The organism is Streptomyces sp. NPDC087310 (assembly GCF_044744405.1).
Lineage (GTDB): Bacteria > Actinomycetota > Actinomycetes > Streptomycetales > Streptomycetaceae > Streptomyces.
This window is the reverse complement of record NZ_JBIUYF010000002.1, coordinates 447937-466569: the sequence shown is the minus strand read 5'-3', so window position 1 is coordinate 466569 and position 18633 is coordinate 447937. Positions and strand designations below refer to the sequence as shown.

General features: G+C 71.0%; 13 protein-coding genes. 4 read left to right on the top strand and 9 right to left on the bottom strand.

The annotated features are described in order from the left end of the window. The first annotated feature begins 13 nt into the window (after positions 1 to 13). The 3 genes from ACIO3P_RS07870 (at position 14) to ACIO3P_RS07860 (ending at position 3287) form a co-directional block, all read left to right on the top strand. Positions 14 to 994 carry a carbohydrate ABC transporter permease gene (locus ACIO3P_RS07870; protein ID WP_401848526.1) on the top strand — a complete coding sequence of 327 codons (981 nt, stop codon included), beginning with the start codon at positions 14 to 16 and terminating at the stop codon, positions 992 to 994. Positions 995 to 1022: 28 nt separating this feature from the next. Further along, complete coding sequence (locus ACIO3P_RS07865; protein WP_329827970.1) at positions 1023 to 1862, top strand: carbohydrate ABC transporter permease; 840 nt, start codon at positions 1023 to 1025, stop codon at positions 1860 to 1862. 138 nt (positions 1863 to 2000) lie between these two features. Continuing rightward, positions 2001 to 3287 carry an alpha-L-fucosidase gene (locus ACIO3P_RS07860; RefSeq protein WP_329827969.1) on the top strand — a complete coding sequence of 429 codons (1287 nt, stop codon included), beginning with the start codon at positions 2001 to 2003 and terminating at the stop codon, positions 3285 to 3287. Between the two features lie 30 nt (positions 3288 to 3317). On the opposite strand, the gene ACIO3P_RS07855 is transcribed toward ACIO3P_RS07860, so the two are convergent. Then, positions 3318 to 4709 (bottom strand): ATP-binding protein, encoded by a 1392-nt coding sequence (locus ACIO3P_RS07855; RefSeq protein ID WP_329827967.1) that lies wholly within the window; start codon positions 4707 to 4709, stop codon positions 3318 to 3320. Beyond that, positions 4703 to 5434, bottom strand: coding sequence for a response regulator transcription factor (locus tag ACIO3P_RS07850; protein ID WP_401848528.1), 732 nt, complete (start codon positions 5432 to 5434; stop codon positions 4703 to 4705). The genes ACIO3P_RS07855 and ACIO3P_RS07850 overlap by 7 nt, the downstream gene beginning before the upstream one ends. 341 nt (positions 5435 to 5775) lie before the next feature. On the opposite strand from ACIO3P_RS07850, the gene ACIO3P_RS07845 reads away from it, so the two are divergent. After that, positions 5776 to 8007 (top strand): MMPL family transporter, encoded by a 2232-nt coding sequence (locus ACIO3P_RS07845; RefSeq protein WP_401848529.1) that lies wholly within the window; start codon positions 5776 to 5778, stop codon positions 8005 to 8007. Between the two features lie 157 nt (positions 8008 to 8164). Here the strand turns inward: ACIO3P_RS07845 and ACIO3P_RS07840 are convergent, their stop codons facing one another. The 7 genes from ACIO3P_RS07840 to ACIO3P_RS07810 form a co-directional block, all read right to left on the bottom strand. Beyond that, complete coding sequence (locus tag ACIO3P_RS07840) at positions 8165 to 8932, bottom strand: SDR family oxidoreductase (protein ID WP_401848531.1); 768 nt, start codon at positions 8930 to 8932, stop codon at positions 8165 to 8167. Positions 8933 to 8936: 4 nt separating this feature from the next. Continuing rightward, on the bottom strand, positions 8937 to 9698 hold the full coding sequence (locus ACIO3P_RS07835; RefSeq protein WP_329827963.1) for an enoyl-CoA hydratase/isomerase family protein: 762 nt from the start codon (positions 9696 to 9698) through the stop codon (positions 8937 to 8939). Then, on the bottom strand, positions 9695 to 11359 hold the full coding sequence (locus ACIO3P_RS07830) for an AMP-binding protein (RefSeq protein ID WP_401848533.1): 1665 nt from the start codon (positions 11357 to 11359) through the stop codon (positions 9695 to 9697). Before ACIO3P_RS07830 ends, ACIO3P_RS07835 begins: the two co-directional genes overlap by 4 nt. A gap of 156 nt (positions 11360 to 11515) precedes the next feature. Continuing rightward, the gene (locus ACIO3P_RS07825; RefSeq protein WP_329827960.1) at positions 11516 to 12139 is read right to left on the bottom strand and encodes a TetR/AcrR family transcriptional regulator; all 624 of its coding nucleotides are present in this window, start codon (positions 12137 to 12139) and stop codon (positions 11516 to 11518) included. A 149-nt stretch (positions 12140 to 12288) separates the two neighbouring features. Next, a complete protein-coding gene (gene uidA / locus ACIO3P_RS07820; protein WP_401848534.1) occupies positions 12289 to 14205 on the bottom strand; it encodes a beta-glucuronidase in 1917 nt (638 codons plus the stop codon). A 78-nt stretch (positions 14206 to 14283) separates the two neighbouring features. Continuing rightward, a complete protein-coding gene (locus ACIO3P_RS07815; RefSeq protein ID WP_401848535.1) occupies positions 14284 to 17394 on the bottom strand; it encodes a glycoside hydrolase family 2 TIM barrel-domain containing protein in 3111 nt (1036 codons plus the stop codon). Then, positions 17391 to 18611: a glycoside hydrolase family 1 protein gene (locus ACIO3P_RS07810; RefSeq protein WP_401848536.1), complete on the bottom strand. Its 1221-nt coding sequence runs from the start codon at positions 18609 to 18611 to the stop codon at positions 17391 to 17393. The genes ACIO3P_RS07815 and ACIO3P_RS07810 overlap by 4 nt, the downstream gene beginning before the upstream one ends. Positions 18612 to 18633: the final 22 nt, after the last annotated feature.

The following is an 18633-nucleotide window of genomic DNA, read 5'->3' as shown; positions in this document are numbered from 1 at the left end:
AAGAAGTCGGTCGGTGAAGAGCGTGGCGGACGCGCCGGACACCAAGAAGACGCAGGAGAAGCAGGAGACGCGGGAGACGCGGGAGACGCGGGAGACGCGGGAGACGCGGGAGACGCGGGAGACGGAGGGCGCGCGTCGCTCCTGGTGGGGAGCCGCCTTCGCCGCGCCCCACTCGATCGGGCTGGCGATCTTCACGGTGGTCCCGATCCTCGCCTCCCTCGCCGTGAGTTTCATGAACTGGCCCCTGATCGGGGAGCGTTCGTGGCACGGACTCGGCAACTACACCCAGTTGTTCTCGGACCCGGTCTTCCGGACCGTCATCCTCAACACGGCCGGCTTCGTGGTGCTGTACGTGCCGCTGAACCTGGTGATCTCGCTCGGTCTCGCGGCCTGGCTGACCCCGCGGATCCGCCACCGGCAGATCTTCCGGGTGCTGTTCTTCATCCCGACGGTGACGCCGATCGTGGCGAACGTCGTCGTGTGGCGGATGCTGTACCAGCCCGACGGGCTGATCGACGCGACACTCCGTTCGACGGTCGGGGCGCAGGCGCCGAACTTCCTCGCGGACGAGAAGTGGGCGATGTTCGCCATCGTCGCGATGAGTGTCTGGCAGGGCTTCGGCTACAACATGCTCATCTTCTCGGCGGCGCTCGACGCGGTGCCGGAGAACCTGATCGAGGCCGCGCAACTCGACGGCGCCGGCCCGTGGCAGACGTTCTGGCGCATCAAGTTCCCGGCCATCTCACCCTCGGTCTTCTTCGCGACGATGATGACGCTCATCACCTCGTTCCAGGTGTTCGCACAGCCCTTCCTGCTGACGAAGGGCGGCCCGGGCACCTCGACGGAGACGCTCGTCCAGTACATCTACACCACCGGTTTCCAGAACCAGCAGCTCGGGCTCGCCTCGGCGGGCGCGTGGGTGCTGTTCGTCATCATCCTCGGGATCACGGCCGTCCAGTTCCTCGGCCAGAAGCGTTGGGTGCACTATGGCTAGCGGTACGCGGACGATCACAGCGGCAGGAGTGGGCACCGGCCTGGGCACGCGAGCGCGGCGCGCGACCGGGTACGCGATCCTGTGCCTCATAGCCCTGCTCTTCATGGCGCCGCTCATCTACATGGTGGCGACCAGCCTCAAGCCCGGCTCCGAGACCTTCTCGAACCCGCCCACCCTGTGGGGCTCCTCGATCCAGTGGCAGAACTACGCGGACGTCTTCACATATCTGCCCTTCGCCCGCTTCATCCTCAACGGCGTACTCGTCGCCACTCTCGGCACCGCCGTCAACCTCGCCGTCGCCGCGTTCAGCGGCTACGCCTTCTCGCGGCTGCGCTGGCGCGGCAGGAACCTCGTGTTCCTGCTCTTCCTGGTGACCCTGATGATCCCGCAGGACGTCCTCGTCATCCCGATGTACGTGATGATGCAGGGCGTCGGATGGGTCGACACGTTCCAGGCGCTGATCCTGCCGTGGGCGTTCACGGCCCTCGGCGCCTTCCTCATCCGCCAGTTCTTCCTGACGGTCCCGCAGGAGCTGGACGACGCCGCGCGCGTCGACGGCGCCGGCACCGTCCGTACCTTCTTCAGTGTGATGCTGCCGCTCGCCCGCCCGACCCTCGCGGTCCTGGCCGTCTTCACCTTCATCAGCTACTGGAACTCCTTCCTCTGGCCGCTCGTCGTCATCAACGACGTCGACGCGCGCGCCACCATCCCGCTCGGCCTCCAGGCGTTCTTCGGCCAGCAGGGCAGCCAGTGGAACCTGGTCATGGCCGCGTCGGTGGTCTCCATGCTGCCCACCGTGATCATCCTCGTCCTCCTCCAGAAACACCTGGTCCGGGGCATCGTCACGAGCGGCCTCGGCGGGCGCTGAACACCGGCCGGCCGCCCCGCCCCGTACAACACCCCCGTACAACACCCCCCGTACAACACCCCCCCCGTACAGCAGCCCTCGTATAGAAAAAACCCACTGACGACAGCACACACACTCCCGCACGGAAGGAACCCGTCCATGACCGTCCCCGCCTGGTTCACCGAGGACCGCTTCGGCATGTTCATCCACTGGGGCCTCTACTCCCTGCCCGCCCGCCACGAGTGGGTGATGAACCGCGAGCGGACGACGGACGCGGAGTACGAGAAGTACTTCCGCCACTTCGAACCGGACCTCTTCGACCCCACCGAGTGGGCGCGGGCCGCCAAGAAGGCCGGTATGCGGTACGTGGTCCTCACCACCAAGCACCACGAGGGCTTCTGCCTCTGGGACTCCGAGCTGACCGACTACACGTCGATGAACACCCCCATCGGCAAGGACCTCGTCCGCGAGTTCGTCGACGCCGTACGCGCCGAGGGGCTGCGCGTCGGCTTCTACCACTCGCTCATCGACTGGCACCACCCGGACTTCACGATCGACGGCCACCACCCGCGCCGCGACGACGCGCCCGAGGAGATCGAACGGCTCAACGAGGGCCGGGACATGGACCGGTACCGGGCCTATCTCCACGGCCAGGTCGAGGAGTTGCTGACCCGGTACGGCACCATCGACTACCTCTTCTACGACTTCTCGTACCGGCAGGACGACCACCACCAGGTGTGGAACGGCAAGGGCGCCGAGGAGTGGGGCTCCGAGGAACTCCTCGCCCTCACCCGCCGGCTCCAGCCGGGGATCGTGGTCAACGACCGGCTCGACATCCCCGGGGACCTCGTCACCCCGGAGCAGTACCAGCCCGACCGGCCCATGGAGATCGACGGCGTCCCCGTGGTGTGGGAGGCGTGCCAGACCCTCAACGGGAGCTGGGGGTACGACCGTGACAACGTCCATGTGAAGAGCGTCGACCTGCTCGTCCGGATGCTCGTCGACGGTGTCTCGAACAACGGCAACATGCTGCTGAACATCGGCCCCACCGGACGCGGCGAGTTCGACGCGACGGCGGTCACGGCCCTGGAGGGCATCGGGGAGTGGATGCGCCGCCACGAACGCTCCATCCGCGGCGCCGGCCCCGCCGCCTTCAGCGCCCCGGCCGACACCCGCTACACCCGGCGCGGCAACCGCCTCTACCTCCACCTCTTCGCCTGGCCCTTCGAGCATCTGCACCTGCCGGGCCTCGGCGGCAAGGTCGCGTACGCGCAGCTCCTCAACGACGCGTCGGAGATCCCGTTCCGCGAGATCGACCCCTCGGTCAAGGCCCTCACCACGGGCCTCGGCGGCCAGCCCCCGGGCACCCTGACCATCACCCTGCCGATCATCCGCCCCGATGTGGCCGTCCCCGTCGTCGAACTCTTCCTGAAGGACGATGCCTGACCGGCCGGTGCCGGGCGGCCGGGTCGCCGTTCACAGGACGGGAAGGACCACTTCGACCAGGGTCCCCCGGCCCGGTGGGCTCTCGACGCGGACCGTGCCACCGTGCAGGTCGGCGACGGCCGCGACGATGGAGAGTCCGAGGCCGCTGCCGCCGCGGGCCCGGCTCCGGCTCTTCTCGGCCCGGTAGAAGCGGTCGAAGACATGGGGGAGCGCGTCGGCCGGGACACCGGGGCCCTCGTCGGCGACGCGCAGCACGGCGTGCTCCTCCGCCACCGACAGCTCGACCGCGCAGGCCGTGCCGGGCGGTGTGTGCATGCGTACGTTGGCCAGCAGGTTGGCGACGGCGCCGCGGAGCTGGCCCTCGTCCCCGCGTACCGTCACATCGGGGGAGACGGTGACCGTCCAGAGACGCGCCGGTTCCACGGCCGCCGCGTCGCGGCAGGACTCGGCCACCACCCTGCTGAGGTCGACGGGTTCGAGGTCGGCGGGGTCGTCCTCGTCGAACCGGGCCAGCATGAGCAGCGACTCGACGAGGCGTGTCATCCGGTGCACCTCGGCGAGCATGCGGTCCACGGCCTCGTCGACCGCCCGGGTGTCGGGCAGGGCTCCCCGCTGGTACAGCTCGCCGTAGCCGCGGATCGACTGGAGGGGCGTGCGCAGTTCGTGCGAGGCGTCCGCGACGAACTGGCGCAGCCGCTCCTCGGACTCGTCGCGGGCGGCGAGGGCGGCGTGGATCTGGTCCAGCATCCGGTTGAGGGCGCCGGCGAGCCGGCCCACCTCGGTCCTCGGCGCGATGTGGGCGTCGACCAGCCGCGGGGCGAAGTCGCCGGCGGCGACCCGGTCCGCGGTGCGTGCCGCCTGCTCCAGCGGGCGCAGCGAGCGCCGTACGACGAGGAGGCCCAGCACGGCCAGGACGACATCGGCGAGCAACTGGACGGCGACGACCACCTGGACGGCCCTGCCGACGGCGGCATCGGTGGCGGCGGTGTCGACGGCGGCCACGGCCGTCCGCCCGTCGGTGAGCCGGGTGGTGACGAGCCGGTACCGTACGGAGCGGTCCTGGCCGTTCGCCGGTACGGTCACGGGCCGGCCCGCCGGGGGCGCCGGGTCCGGGTAGCGGGGGCCGGGGCCGTGCGGGCGTTCGTCGCCGCTGAGCAGGGCGATGTACAGGTCACCGCCGAACCTCACCCACCCGTACTCGGCGGAGTTCTTGCCCGGGATCCGGATGCCGACGGAACCGGCGGTCGCCATACCGGCGGTCGTCGTGGTCAGCCGGTGGTCGAGTCCCTGGTGGAGCGAGGACCTCAGCACGGAGAACGTCACGACGCTCGTGACCGTCATCAGACCGTTGAACAGGACGATGAGCAGAATGCTGAGCCGGGTGCGCAGCGGCCGGTTCCGCCACCAGAGCCTGGTCAGCACCGTACGGTCCTGAGGCTGTAACCGATGCCGCGGTGTGTGTGGATCAGCCGCTCGCCGTGGCTGTCGACCTTTCGGCGGAGATAGCTGATGTAGGTGGCCACCACGGTGTCGTCGCCGTTGAAGTCGTACGACCACACATGTTCCAGGAGCCGGCCACGGGTGATCACCTTGCCCTGGTGCAGCATCAGGTACCGCAGGAGCCGGAACTCCGTGGGGGAGAGGTCGATGACGGCACCGGCCCGGCGCACCTCGTGCGTCAGGGTGTCCAGGGTCAGATCGGCGACCCGGAGGGTGGGGTCGCTCGGGCTGCGCTCCCGGGTGCGGCGCAGCACCGCGCCGATGCGGGCCGCGACCTCGTCGAGGCCGAAGGGCTTGGTGATGTAGTCGTCGCCGCCCGCGGTGAGCCCGCGTACGAGATCCTTGCGGGTGTCGCGGGCGGTGAGGAAGACCACGGCGACCGGCAGGCCGTCGGCGCGGACCCGGTTCAGCACCTCGAACCCGTCGCTGTCCGGCAGCATGATGTCGAGCAGGATGAGCTCGGGCAGGAAGTCCCGCGCGAGGGCCAGCGCCTCCAGGCCGGTGGCCGCGGTGCGCACCTCGTACCCGAGGAAGCGCAGGAACCGGGTGACGGTGTCCACGATCGCCGGTTCGTCGTCGACCACGAGAAGGCGCCCCCGTGTGCCGGGCGCGCTCTGCCGCCCGTCGACGGCCGTCTCCTCGCTCACTGGCGAAACCTTTCCGTACGGGTGTCAGGGGGCCCGGAGTGTGCCGGGGCCCTGGAGTGTGCCATGGGGCCGGAGTGTGCCGGGACCCGGATGGGCCGGGGCCGGAGTGTGCCGGGGCCCGGATCGGCCGGGGGACGCGGCCGGGCAGGCCGGGTCCCGCGATCAAGAGTGCCTGACGGCGCGGACGCCTTCCATGGGAGTTCCGTGTGAATAGAGGTCCCCGGAGGGCCGAATCGCGCTCGCCGTGAGGAGCGGCTCCTAGCGTCGCGGTTGTCGGGCCCCGCGTCCTCGTACACCTTGCCGGGCCCTCCTGTTCGCGCGTTCACCTCCAGGGAGTCTTCTTGTCCACGTTCCTGTACCGCTTGGGAAGGCTCTCCTACCGGCGTAGATGGACGGTGATCATCGGCTGGCTCGTGGTGCTCTGCGCCCTGGGCGTGGCGGCGCTCACGCTGATGAAGCCGTTCGCGTCCGGCACGAGCATTCCGGGCACCGAGGCCCAGCGGGCCTCCGACGTCCTCGCCGAGGAGTTCCCGTCGGGCAGCGACGGCATCACGGGGAAGGTCGTCTTCCGTGCCGCGGACGGGAAGACGGTGACGGCCGGTGCGGAGGGCGACGCGATCAGGGCGGTCACCGCCCGGATCGCGAAGACGCCCGGCGTTGAGGCCGTGACCGCTCCGTCCACCCGGGCGGGGAGCGTCTCCGCCGACGGCCGCACGGGATTCGCCCAGCTCACCTTCACCGTGGAGCAGGCCGACGAGATCGCCGCCGCGACGTTGAAAGCGATCGAGGAGGCGGCCGGGCAGGCCCGGTCCGCCGGACTGACGGTGGCCCTGGGAGACAGGGCGTTCGACCCCGTCGACAGGGCGGCCGGAGGAGGCGCCGGAGAAGCGGTCGGTGTGCTGATCACCCTGGTCGTGCTGATCCTGGTGTTCCGCTCGCTGCGGGCGGCGATCGTCCCGCTGGCCACGGCCCTGGTGGGGGTGGCGATCGGCACCCTGTCCCTCCTCGCGCTCACCCACGTCGTCGAGATGGACAGCACCGCGCTGATCCTCGCCCTCATGCTGGGCCTGGCCGTCGGCGTGGACTACGCGCTGTTCATCGTCTCCCGGCACCAGACGCAGGTCAGGGACGGCATGGACCCGGAGGAGTCCGCGGGGCTCGCCGTGGGGACGGCCGGCTCGGCCGTCCTGTTCGCCGGGGCCACGGTGGTCATCGCGCTCGCCGCCCTGACCGTGGTCGGTATCCCGTTCCTCGGCATCATGGGACTGGGCGCCGCCCTCACCGTCGTCATCGCGGTGGTGCTGGCGCTCACTCTGCTGCCCGCCGTGCTCGGCCTCCTCGGCGCGCGTATCGCCTTCAGCCGGATACCCGTACTGCGCAGGTCCGCGCGGCGCTCACTGGACCGGCAGCGGGCCGGCGTGGTCACGGTGGGGGTGCGCTGGGCGCGGCTGATGGACCGGCGCCGCTGGGCCGTCCTGCTGCTGGGCGTGGTCGGTCTGGGGATCCTGGCGGTGCCCGCCGCCGATCTGCGCCTCGGGCTCTCGCTGCCCAGCACGAACGCGGAGGCCGTACGTGCCCAGAAGATGATCGACGAGGCGTTCGGCCCCGGCTACAGCGGCACGCTGGTCATCCTGGTCGAGGGGGACGGTGCCACGGCGACCGGGGCGGCGGCCGAGCGGATCGCCCAGCAGGTGACGAAGCTTCCGGACGTCGCCTCGGTGGCACCCGCCCGGCTCAGCGGGACGGGGGACGCGGCCATGGTCGGCGTCGTACCGGAGAGCGGCCCCCAGTCCGAGCGGACCGAGAAGCTGCTGACCGACATCCGTGCCGCACGCGACGACCTGGAGAAGTCCACGGACACGGAGATCAACGTGACCGGCAGTACCGCAGTGAGCCTCGATGTCGCCGCCAAGCTCAGCGCCGCGCTGCCCGTCTACTGCCTGCTGGTCATGGGGCTCGCCGTCCTCCTGCTGACCCTGGTGTTCCGCTCGATCGCCGTCCCCCTGAAGGCCGCGCTGGGCTTCCTGCTGTCGCTCGGCGGCTCGCTGGGTGTCCTGGTCGCCGTCCTTCAGTGGGGCTGGTTCTCCTCCGTGCTCGGTACGCAGGCCAGTCCGACCGTGATCAGCTTCCTGCCGATCCTCCTGGTCGGCATCCTCTTCGGTCTCGCGATGGACTACGAGGTCTTCCTCGTCTCCCGGATGCGTGAGGAGTACGCGCGCGGCAAGAGCCCGGTGGCGGCCATGGTGGACGGCTTCGGCCACGGCTCGAAGGTGGTCACCGCCGCGGCGGTCATCATGGTGAGCGTCTTCGGGTCCTTCGTCTTCGCCGACATGCAGATCACCAAGGGCATGGGCCTCGCCCTGGCCGTCGGCGTCCTGCTCGACGCGTTCGTCGTCCGGATGGCCCTGGTGCCGGCGGCGATGTCCGTCCTGCGGCACGCCGCCTGGTGGCTGCCGCGCTTCCTGCACCGGACGCTGCCCCATGTCGACGTCGAGGGCGAGAAGCTGACCGGCCGGGTGGAGCCCCAGGAAGACGCCGGCCGGAGGGACGACCTGCTCACCTCGCACCGGTAGAACCGAAGGACCGGTAGCACGACCGGGCGAGTTGGACCGGTGACAGGTTCGAGCGGCGGCGGGAACGGGCGTACGGCCCGTTCCCGCCGCTGTCGCGATGACGAGGTCAGGGGCGTCGGCCAGGGTGTGACGCCCTTTCCCCTTCGTCGGTGGGTGGTCAGCGCGGGGCGCCGCCGATGCTGATGCCGCCGTCGACGTCGAGGACCACGCCCGTCACGTATCCGGCCGCCTCCGAGCAGAGGTAGGCCGCGGCCTCGGCGATGTCGGTCGGGTCGCCGATGTGTCCCAGGGGCACCCGGGCGGCGAGCTTGGCCCGGCCCGCCGCGTTCATCGAGGCCAGCATCGGTGTGTCGATGAGGCCGGGCGCGATCGCGTTCGACGTCACGCCGTGCGGGGCGCCCTCCAGGGCGATCGTACGGGCCATGCCGACCACGCCCGCCTTGGCGGCGGCGTAGTTGACCTGCCCGAAGTTGCCGCGCCAGGACATGGAGGAGAAGGACAGGATCCGCCCGTACCCCTGCGCCTTCATGTGCGGGAAGGCCGCGCGGCAGCAGTGGAACATGCCGCGCAGGCTGACATCGACCACGGAGTCCCACTCGTCGTCGGTCATCCGCTCCAGGCGGTTGTCCCGGATCACACCGGCGTTGTTCACCAGGACGTCCACCCGGCCGAAGGTCTCCAGCGTCCCGGCCACCCACGCGTCGACCTGTGGGGCGTCGGCCACGTCCACGACCGAGGTGCGGACGTCGCCGTCCGGACGGATGCCGCCGTCGCCGCAGCGGGCGGCCGTCTCCTGCACCGATGCCTCGTTGACGTCGCACAACGCCAGTCGCGCGCCCTCAGCGGCGAACCGCAGGGCCATGGCACGGCCCAGTCCCTGTCCGGCTCCGGTGATCATCACGGTCCGGTCCGTATAACGTCGCACGGTGCTACCTCACGGCTCGCTGGTCGAAGAAACGGGTCAGCTCGGCGGCGATGTCCCGCTCGCGCCAGTGCTCGGCGAACACGTCGAGCTCCCGCAGCAGGGCGTCGGGGACGCCGGGGTCGGCGAGCAGGTGCTTCATCCGTCCGTGGCAGCCCGGCGGCAGCCCCGTGAAGGAGTCCGCCACGGCCGTCACCGTCGCCTCGAAGTCACCGGGTCCGGCCACCGCCTGGACGAAGCCGCTGGGCAGGAAGTGTTCGGCGGGCAGCAGTTCGCCGGTGAGCATCAGGCGCCGGGCCAGGGGATCACCGACCTTGCGGGCCAGCCGTACGCTCGAACCGGCGCCCGGCAGAAGGCCGTTGCGGATGTGCCCGTCACCGATGAGGGTGCCGGCCCGCGCCACCACCGCGTCGCAGGCGAGCGCCAACTCCAGCCCGCCGGCGACCACATGGCCGTGGACGGCGGCGATGACGGGTTTCGGCGCCGACTCCAGCCGGGTGAAGCACGCCGAGACCGAGCCGAGGAACGCCAGCGGGTCCCCGCCGGTGCGGGCCAGCTCCAGCAGATGCCGCAGATCGGCTCCGGCGCAGAAGCTCGGCCCGTTCCCGGCGATCACCACCGCCTCGGTGCCCGGGTCGCGCATGGCGGCGGCCACGGCGTCGTCGAGGGCCCGGATCAGCTCCGGGTTGATCGAGTTCCGGCTGTCGGGCCGGTTGAGCCGGATCCGGCGCACGGCGCCGGTCTGTTCGATGAGTACCGCGGTGGTCACGGGCGGGGCTCCGGGGCGGTCTGGCGCTGTCGGCGCAGGACGAATCGCTGGATCTTTCCGCTGGGTGTCTTCGGCAGCCGGTCGGCGAAGTGCACCGTGCGGGGGTAGGCGTGGGCGGCGAAGCGCTTCTTCACCAACTGCTGGAGTTCGGCGGCGAGTTCGCCGGTGGCCTCGGCTCCGTCCTGGAGGACGACGAAGGCTTCCAGGACCTCGCCGCGCACCTCGTCGGGTGCGGCGATCACCGCGCACTCGACCACCGCGGGGTGGGTGACCAGGACCGATTCGACCTCGAACGGACCGATGCGGTAGCCGGCCATGATGATGACGTCGTCGTCCCGGGACGAGAAGTGGAAGTAGCCCTCCTCGTCCACGCGTCCGACATCGCCGGTGTGGTACCAGCGGCCGTCGGCGCTGAACTTCCCCGCGCTCCGCGCCGGATCGCCCTCGTACCCGTGGAACCAGGCCAGCGGACTGTCGGTGAGGTCGGCGGCGATCCGGCCCACGGTGCCGGTGGGGGCGACCTCGTCGCGGTCCTCGTACAGCACCCGCAGGCTCCACCCGGGCATCGGATGCCCCATCGAACCGGGCCGCACCTCCCGCCGCAGCGCGGGGAGTTGGTGGTTGTTGATCAGCATGCCCGCCTCGGTCTGTCCGTAGTGGTCGTGCACCTGGACGCCGAACGCCTCCTCGGCCCACGCGTTGACCTCGGGCGTCAGGGGTTCGCCGGCGCTGGACGCGCGGCGCAGCGCCAGCCCTTCCGGCACCGGGACACCGGAGGCGCGCAGCGACCGGTACACGGTGGGCGCGGCGGTGAAGTTGGTGACCCGGAGCGTGTCCATCACCCGCCAGGTGAGGTCGGCGGAGAACCCGGAGTGCAGCAGGACGCCGGGTACCCCGAGGCTGAGCGAGGCGATCACCCCGAAGTAGAGCCCGTAGGCCCAGCCGGGGTCGGCGGCGTTCCAGAAGACGTCGTCCCGCGTCACCCCGCAGCCGTACTCGGCGTAGACACGGAAACCGGCGATCGCGGCGGTGGGTACGACGACGCCCTTGGGCCGGCCCGTCGTGCCGGAGGTGAAGATGTGCACGAGCGGCGCGTCCCCGCCGAGGGCCGCCGCGGGACACCCGGGCCCGTGCGCGGCCAGCAGGTCGGCGAAGCGGAGATCCCCCGGCCGGCCGTCGCCCCCGCTGACGACGATCTGCCACGTCGCGTCGGCCGGGATGTCCTCGCCCGGTTCGAGCTTCGGCCGCTGCGCGGCGTCGCAGATGACGATCCTGGTGTCACTGGCCAGCAGCCGCAGCGCGATCGCCGGGGGAGCGAAGGCGGTGAACAGCGGCACCGTCACGGCGCCGAGCCGCCAGGTCGCGAGCAGCGCGACCAGGTAGTCGGCGCTCTTGCCCATCAGTGTCGCCACCCGGTCGCCCGGCCGGACCCCCAGATCGGCGAGGGCGGCGGCGAACCGTTCGGACTCCGTCCGCAGCCGGCCGTAGGTGAGCACGGTGGCCGACAGGTCCGGCTCGACGACGGTGTAGGCGACGGCGTCGGCCGGATGTCCGTCGCAGAGCAGGTGGGCGACGCCGGCGCCCGGGTCGCTGTAGAGGGTGACCAGCTCGCGGACCCGGTCGAGCGGGTCGGTGGCGGAGCCGGGGTCTGAGAGGGCCATCGTTTGCCTCATCTCGGAAGGACGAAGACGATCTTCAGGCTGAGTACTATTACGCGTACGTTAGTACCGCGTGACGTATTCATCAAGAGTGTGCGGCGGGCAGCCGAGGGCCGGAGCGGATCGTGTGCACCGGCGCCGGGGGCGCCGGTGGAGGGGTCAGCGGGACGTCTTGGAGAGCGCCGCGAGAACGAGATTGCTCAGCTCGACGAAGGCGTCCCCGGAGGAGAGCCCGGTGGAACCGAGCAGTTCGCGGCTCTGAATGCCGTCGATCAGCAGCCCGACGGCCTGGCTGACGAACTCGGCGTGCACCGAGCGGAAGTCGCCCGACTCCACGCCCGCGTGGATCATCTCCCGGACCCTGCGCGTCGCGGCGAGCGAGTTGACCGTGTAGATCTCCCGGGTCGCGTCGTCGTCGAGCATGTCGTCGTAGCACGCCGCCGACATCCGCCGCATCTGCGCGCCCACCGCGGCGAGATACGTCGCGATCTGCCGGGCCGGGTCCGCGACCTCGGTGACCTCTTTCTCCACCCGTTCCGCGGCGTCCCGGAAGAAGCTCTTCAGTACGGTCGCCACGAGATGGTGACGGCTGGAGGAGATCGCGTACAGCGTGGACTTCGAGCACTGGAGGCGCGCGGCGAGGGTGTCGACGGTCAGCCGGGCGAACCCCTCCGTCAGGACGATCGCCTGGAGCCGCCCGAGCAGCTCGTCCCGCCGGTCGTCGTCGAGGCGCTTGCGTCCGCCACCGGCCGCGCGCCGACCGGTCCGCGAGCCGGGCTGCACCGTTGCGTCACTCCCTACCGAGGCCGAGCTGTTCCGGGTACTGCGTCACGCCTCATCGTACTGCGGGTCCCGGGGAGCGTGGCACACGGAAGCGGTCGGGGGGGGAGAGAGGGGAAGGGGGGAAGGCGGCGGGGGCCGGCCGGTGTGGATCATGCCTGTCCCGGTTCGGGTGGGACGGCGGGCCGGCCGCCGTCCCCGTGCCGGGCGTCGTGCTCGGGCCGGCCGTCGTCCCCGGGACGGACGGCGGGCGACGGCTTCCGTCCGCCGAGCACGGTCCATCGCCTGCGCAGTGCGTGGGCCGCCGCCTTGGGGTGCCGTTCGCGGGTGAAGACGCCCTTCTTGTTGCCGCCGACCCGGTGGATGCCGTCCGCGGTCTGGAAGTCGGCGAAGTTCCAGACGTGTTCGCCGACGAGGGCCTCGACACGGTCGAAGGCGCGCTGGTTGGCCTCCAGGTAGGCGAGCTGGTACTCCTCCGTCCAGGGCGCGTCCCACACGGAGTGCAGCCCGGGCATCGTGTCGGCTCCGTACTCGCTCAGCATGATCGGCTTGCCGAACTTCTCGGCCCAGCCGCGCAGATCGGCCTCCAGGTAGGTCTCGGCCGCGGCCAGGTCGCCCGTGGCGACGTACCAGCCGTAGTAGCGGTTGACGCACAGGACGTCGAAGAGGTCGGCGATGAGATCGTTGTCGTGCGTCGCGAACATCACCGCCGCATAGGTCACCGGGCGGGTGGGGTCGAGCCTGCGGGTCAGTTCGACCAGCGGCTCGACGTACTCACGGGCGCCCTTCTCGTTGGAGGACGGCTCGTTGGCGATGCACCACATCACGACGCTGGGATGGTTCTTGTCGCGGGCGATCAGCTCCCTGATCGCCTGGGCGTGGGCCGCGCGGGTGTCGTCGTGGAACGTGTCCTCGGAGAAGGTGGGCCGGGGCGGTGTGCCCATGAGGCCGCTCCCGACCGCGAGGTTGAGGCCGACGGCCGCGGTCTCGTCGATGACGACGATGCCGTGCCGGTCGGCGAACTCCATGACCTCCTCGGCGTACGGATAGTGCGAGGTGCGGAAGGAGTTGGCGCCGATCCACTCCATGAGCTGGAAGTCGTGGACGAGGTAGGCGTCGTCGTGGCCCTTGCCGCGTACGGGGCTGTCCTCGTGCTTGCCGAAGCCGGTGAAGTAGAACGGTTCGCCGTTGATGAGGAATCGGGTGCCGCGCACCTCGACCGTGCGGACCCCGAACGGCTCGGTGTACGTGTCCACGACCCGGTCACCGCCGCCGCCGTCACCGTCACCGTCACCGTCCAGGATGTCGACGACGAGCTCGTAGAGGTACGCCGCCCCCGGCCGCCACAGCGTCACGTCGTCGATCCGCAGCGTGCCGTTCGCCCCCTCCCCGGCGGCCACCTCGGTGCCGTGCGCGTCGAGCGCCCGTACTCGCACGGCGGCGGGCACGTTCGTCCCGACCGTGTAGCCGACCGTGCCGGTGGTGCCGTCGGCGCCGTCGAGGCCCGTCACGACGGTGATGTCGTCGATGTGGACCGGGGGCGTGCTGTACAGCCACACCGAGCGGGCGAGTCCCGCGTAGTTGTAGAAGTCGTGCAGGTACGTCTGCTTGCGCCGGCCGTCCTGGGCGACGGTGATGGTGCCCGGCGGTATCGTGACACCGGTCAGCTCATTGTTGACACCGATGGTGAGCCGGATCTCCTCTCCCGGGCCGACGTGTTCGGTGATGTCGGCCTCGAAGGGCGTGTATCCGCCCACGTGTTGGGCGACCAGGGCGTCGCCGACGTACACCCTCCCCTCGTGGGTGGCGGCGTCGACCCGCAGGACGACCCGTTCACCCGTCCAGCCGCGCGGCACCCGTACCTGCCGCTGGTACCACACCCAGCCCACGTGGTCGCGGATCGCACGGTCGGTGAACAGGTCGTTGTAGCTGGCCGGCACCGGCGCTTCCAGCCGGGTGCCGAGCGGGCCGGTCCACGGTTCGGGGCCGACGGTCCCGGCGACGGCGAACCGCCAGATCCCGTCGAGGTTCACCAGCTCGCGGGTGGCGGTGGAGCGGGGCTTGAGCATCGGGCGTTCTCCTGCGCGGTGTTGTCGTGGGAGCCGGCGAAGGGCCGGCCGGCGGGCCGGGTGGTGTGTGGGGCTCCGTCAGCCGGCGCTCTCCAGCGTCAGGCGCCATTGCCACGCGTACTCGCTCCCCGGGAGCCGGTGGCGCGGGTGCGTGTCAGGGCCGAGGACCGCCGTACCGAGACCGCGGTGCGCGATGTCGAGGTGGACGACGGTTTTACGGCTCGGCGGAAGCTCCCACCAGTGCGCCGCCGCCTCCAACTCGCCCACCCGGTACCGGCCCACGTTCATGTGGAGCGGGGTCGGGTGGCTGGTACGGACCGTGCCGGCGGGGCCCGTCAGTGTGACGGCGGTGACCTCGCCGCGCGTGCCGTTCTCCTGCGGGAGGAGGTACGGCACGGCCAGGTCGTCGATGCCGCTCTCCCAGGAGCCGAGCAGCGCCGACGTCCGCCGGTCGGGGTAGTTCTCCCACGGGCCGAGACCGACCCAGCGCGCGTCCTCGAAGCCGTCGACGAGCTCGAACTCCATGCCGACCCGCAGCCCGTCCCGGGTGTCCTCCGGCAGCGACACCTGCTCGGTGAGGACCCAGTCCCCCTCGGAGAGCGCCGTGATCGTCCGCCGGTGCACGACCTCGTCGCCGAAGGCGGCCTCGTAGCGGGTGGTGACGACGGCGCCTTCGCCGGTCTCCTTGATCTCGACGTCGACGGGTGTGAGCCGGAAGAAGCCGGAGCGTACGAACCGGTTGTCGAGCGCGAAGGACTTGTCGTGACAGGTGAGCGCCCGCCACAGGCTGAGCCGCGGGGACCGGCGGAGCAGGGGATGGCGCAGGTGGCCCTCGGCGTCGAGGGGCACGGTGGCCCCCGTACGCGCCGCGGCCCCCGTACGCGCCGCGGCCCCCGTCCCCACCGTGGCCCCCGTACGCACGGCGGCAGCGGGCAGCTCTCCGGGCGTACGCGGGAAGGTGATCTGCTCCGCCGCCACCTCGGTGCCCGCCGGCGCCCACAGTGCGTCCTCGCGGGTGCGTACGGTCAAGGTCAGGGCCAGGGACGGTTCGACGGCGATCAACTTCCGCAGCGGGGCCGGGATCTCGATCGTGCCCTCGCCGCCCGCGGCCACCTTCGGCGTTGTGACGGTCATGGCTCCGGCCGGGCCCGTACCGGTCTCGGCCCGCAGTTCCAGTGTGTAGGCGCTCAGGTCCGCGAACGTCCGGCGGTTGCGGATACGGAGCGTCCCCGCCAGGGCGTCGTCGGCGTCCGAGACGATACGGACCGGGCTGAAGAGGCCGCGCGCCTCGAAGAGCGCCGGCTTCGGCGTCAGGTCGGGGAACACCACGCCGTTGGCGAGCATGGGGCCGTTGTGGGTCTCGTCGCCGAAGTCGCCGCCGTACCGGTACTTTCCGTCGCCGTCCGGGTCGAGGCTGTGGTCCGTGAACTGCCAGATGAAGCCGCCCTGGAGGCCGGGCAGCGACTCGAAGAGCTTCCAGTAGTCGGAGAGTCCGCCCGTGCCGTTGCCCATGGAGAACGCGTACTCGCAGGTGATAAGCGGACGGTCCGCCCGTGGGTCGCGGGAGTACCCCTCCAGGCCGGCGAGGGCCGGATACATCGGGCAGAGAAGGTCGCTCACGGCATGCCCGGCGTGCCAGTCGAGGGAGATCGCGCCCTCGTAGTGCAGGGGCCGGGTCGGGTCGAAGCGCCGTAGCCAGCCGGCCGCCGCGTCGTGGGCCGAGCCATGACCGGTCTCGTTGCCCAGGGACCAGGAGATCACCGAGGGGTGGTTGCGGTCGCGCAGCACCATACGGGAGACGCGCTCGACGATCTCGGGCAGATAGCGGGGGTCGTCGGCGATGGTCGAGGCGAAGGCGTGCCCCTCGACGTCGGCCTCGTCGACGACGTAGAACCCGATCTCGTCGCACAGGTCGAGGAACCGCGGGTCGTTGGGGTAGTGGGCCGTGCGGATCGCGTTCACGTTGAACCGCTTGAGCAGGGACAGCTCCTCCAGCAGCCGTTCGGGGGAGAGGACGCGCCCGGTGCGCGGGTCGACATCGTGGCGCGCGACGCCCTGGACGAGGATCCGCCTGCCGTTGACCAGCAGATCGCGGCCCTCGACCCGCACCCGGCGGAAGCCGACACGGACCCGTGTCTCGTCGGCGACGGTCCCGTCCGGCGACAGGAGCTGGACCACGAGCTCCTCCAGATGAGGGATCTCCGCCGACCAGGGGACGACATCGAGGTCGTCAAGGGCGAAGAACGCGTTTCCGGCGGGCGCCGCCGGCTCCGGGAGCCGGGTCATGGTGGCGGGTATCGCGCGGAACTCCGGGGGGACGGGCGCGTCCGCCGCGTTGATGCTGAGCAGGTCCATGAAGTCCTCGGGCAACCGGGGCTCGGGACGCGCCGACCTGTCCAGGGACGGCTTCGGGAGCGTCCGGGTGGCGAGGCGGGGGGTGACCGGCAGCGTCAGGGACCGGCCGAGCACCTCGATCCGCACCGAATGGTCCACCGCGTAGAGGTGGTCGAGCCCCGACGTGGAGACGGTCACACGGAGGTCGCCGCGCCCGGTCGCCGGATCGTGGTCGGCGACCACGGCCACGTCCGCCAGCCGGACCTCCGGCACGGTGTACAGGAAGACCGGGCGGCTCAGCCCCGACTGCCACCAGTGGTCCTGGTCCTCCAGATAGCTGGCGGAGGACCACTTGGCGACCCTGAGGTCGATCCGGTTCGTGCCGGTGACCAGGGCGTCGGTGATGTCGAACTCGGCCGCGAGGTGCGAGTCGGAACTCGACCCGACCGGACGGTCGTTGACGTACACCCGCAACAGGCCCTCGGCGGCCCCCACATGAAGAACGGTCCGCCGTCCCGGAACCGGGGACAACTGGATCACACGCCGGTAGACGCCCGTCGGGTTGTGGCGCGGGACCTGGGGCGGGACCTCCTCGAACGGCATCGGTACGTTCGTGTAGTGCGGCCGGTCCCCCTCGGCGTCCGCGAGATCCTTCCGCATCGTCCACAAGCTCGGGACCTGGACCTTCTTCCACTCCAGGCCGAGCCGCGCCGTGGGGGACGGCAGCAGTTGGAAGTCCCAGGCGCCGTCGAGCCCGATCTCGGGGGTACGGCGCAGGGCGTGCGTCGGGAGCCGTCCCACCGGGTGCAGCCCGGAGGCGTCCCAGGGGCCCGTCGTGTGTTCCGTTCCCGTCATGCCGACTCCTCCAGCCGCTTGCCGCCGCTGCGGGCGACCTCACCCAGCCAGCCGAGGCTCGGTTTGGGGTGGCGCTCGAACGTCTCGCGGTCGACCGCGACAAGCCCGAACGTGGGCTCCCAGTGGCCCCACTCGTAGTTGTCCAGGGCGCTCCAGTGGAGATAACCCCGTACGTCGACGCCGTCGTCGACGGCCGCGAACAGGTGCCGCAGCGCCTCGGAGGTGTAGGCGATCCGGCGGGTGTCGTCGTCGGTCGCGATGCCGTTCTCGGTGACCAGGACCGGGACGCCGCCCGTCACCTCCCACGCGTGCCGGACCGCGATGCCGATCGCGTCGGGCCGGTACGCGTTCCCCGTCAGTGTGGTGCCGGGGCCCGCGGGGTGCGGGACGATGCCGTTCTCGTCGACGGCCTGACTGGAGTACGACTGCACCCCGATGAAGTCGTCGCCGCGGGCCGCTTCGAGGTACAGGTCCTCCCGGACGTACCGCACCTCCCGCAGTTTCGCCTCGTTGCCCGGGGTCCCGGTGAGCGCCTGACAGGCCACCGTCCAGCCGGACTTGGCGTCCGTTCGCCGGCCCAGGACCTCGCGGGCGGCGTGGTGCGCCTCGGCCAGCCGCCGCCCGATCCGGGGGTCGGGGGACGGCAGCACCGGGCGCGCCGCGCCCTCGACGGTGGGGCTCAGCCACTTCCCCGCGTCGTCCTCGGGCGCGGGCCTCGGCCGGCTCATCATCGCCATCAGGGCCAGTATGTTCGGCTCGTTGACGGTGCAGACCCACTGGACACCGTCGAGGATCCGGGTGGCCGTCTCCACGTACCTGCGGAAGCGGTCGACGGCGCGGTCCTCCAGCCAGCCGCCGTCCTCGGTGAACCAGCGCGGATGGGTGAAGTGGTGCAGGGTGACGACCGGTTCGAGACCGAGGCCGAGGGCGGTGTCGATCATCCGCCGGTAGTGGGCCAGCTCGGCGCGGGAGACCTGCCCCTCGGCCGGTTCGATCCGGGCCCACTCGATGCCGAAACGGTAGGAGTTCAGGCCCGCGTCGGCCAGCAGCCGCATGTCCTCGGCATACCGGTGGTAGCTGTCGATCGCGTCACCGCTGCGCGCCATGCCGGGCATGTTCGGCTCGTACGCCCACCAGTCGCTGTTGACGTTGTTGCCTTCGATCTGGTGCGGGGCCGTCGACGCGCCCCAGAGGAATTCAGGAATGAGTTCGGTCACCGTCGAGATCCCTTGTTCGAGA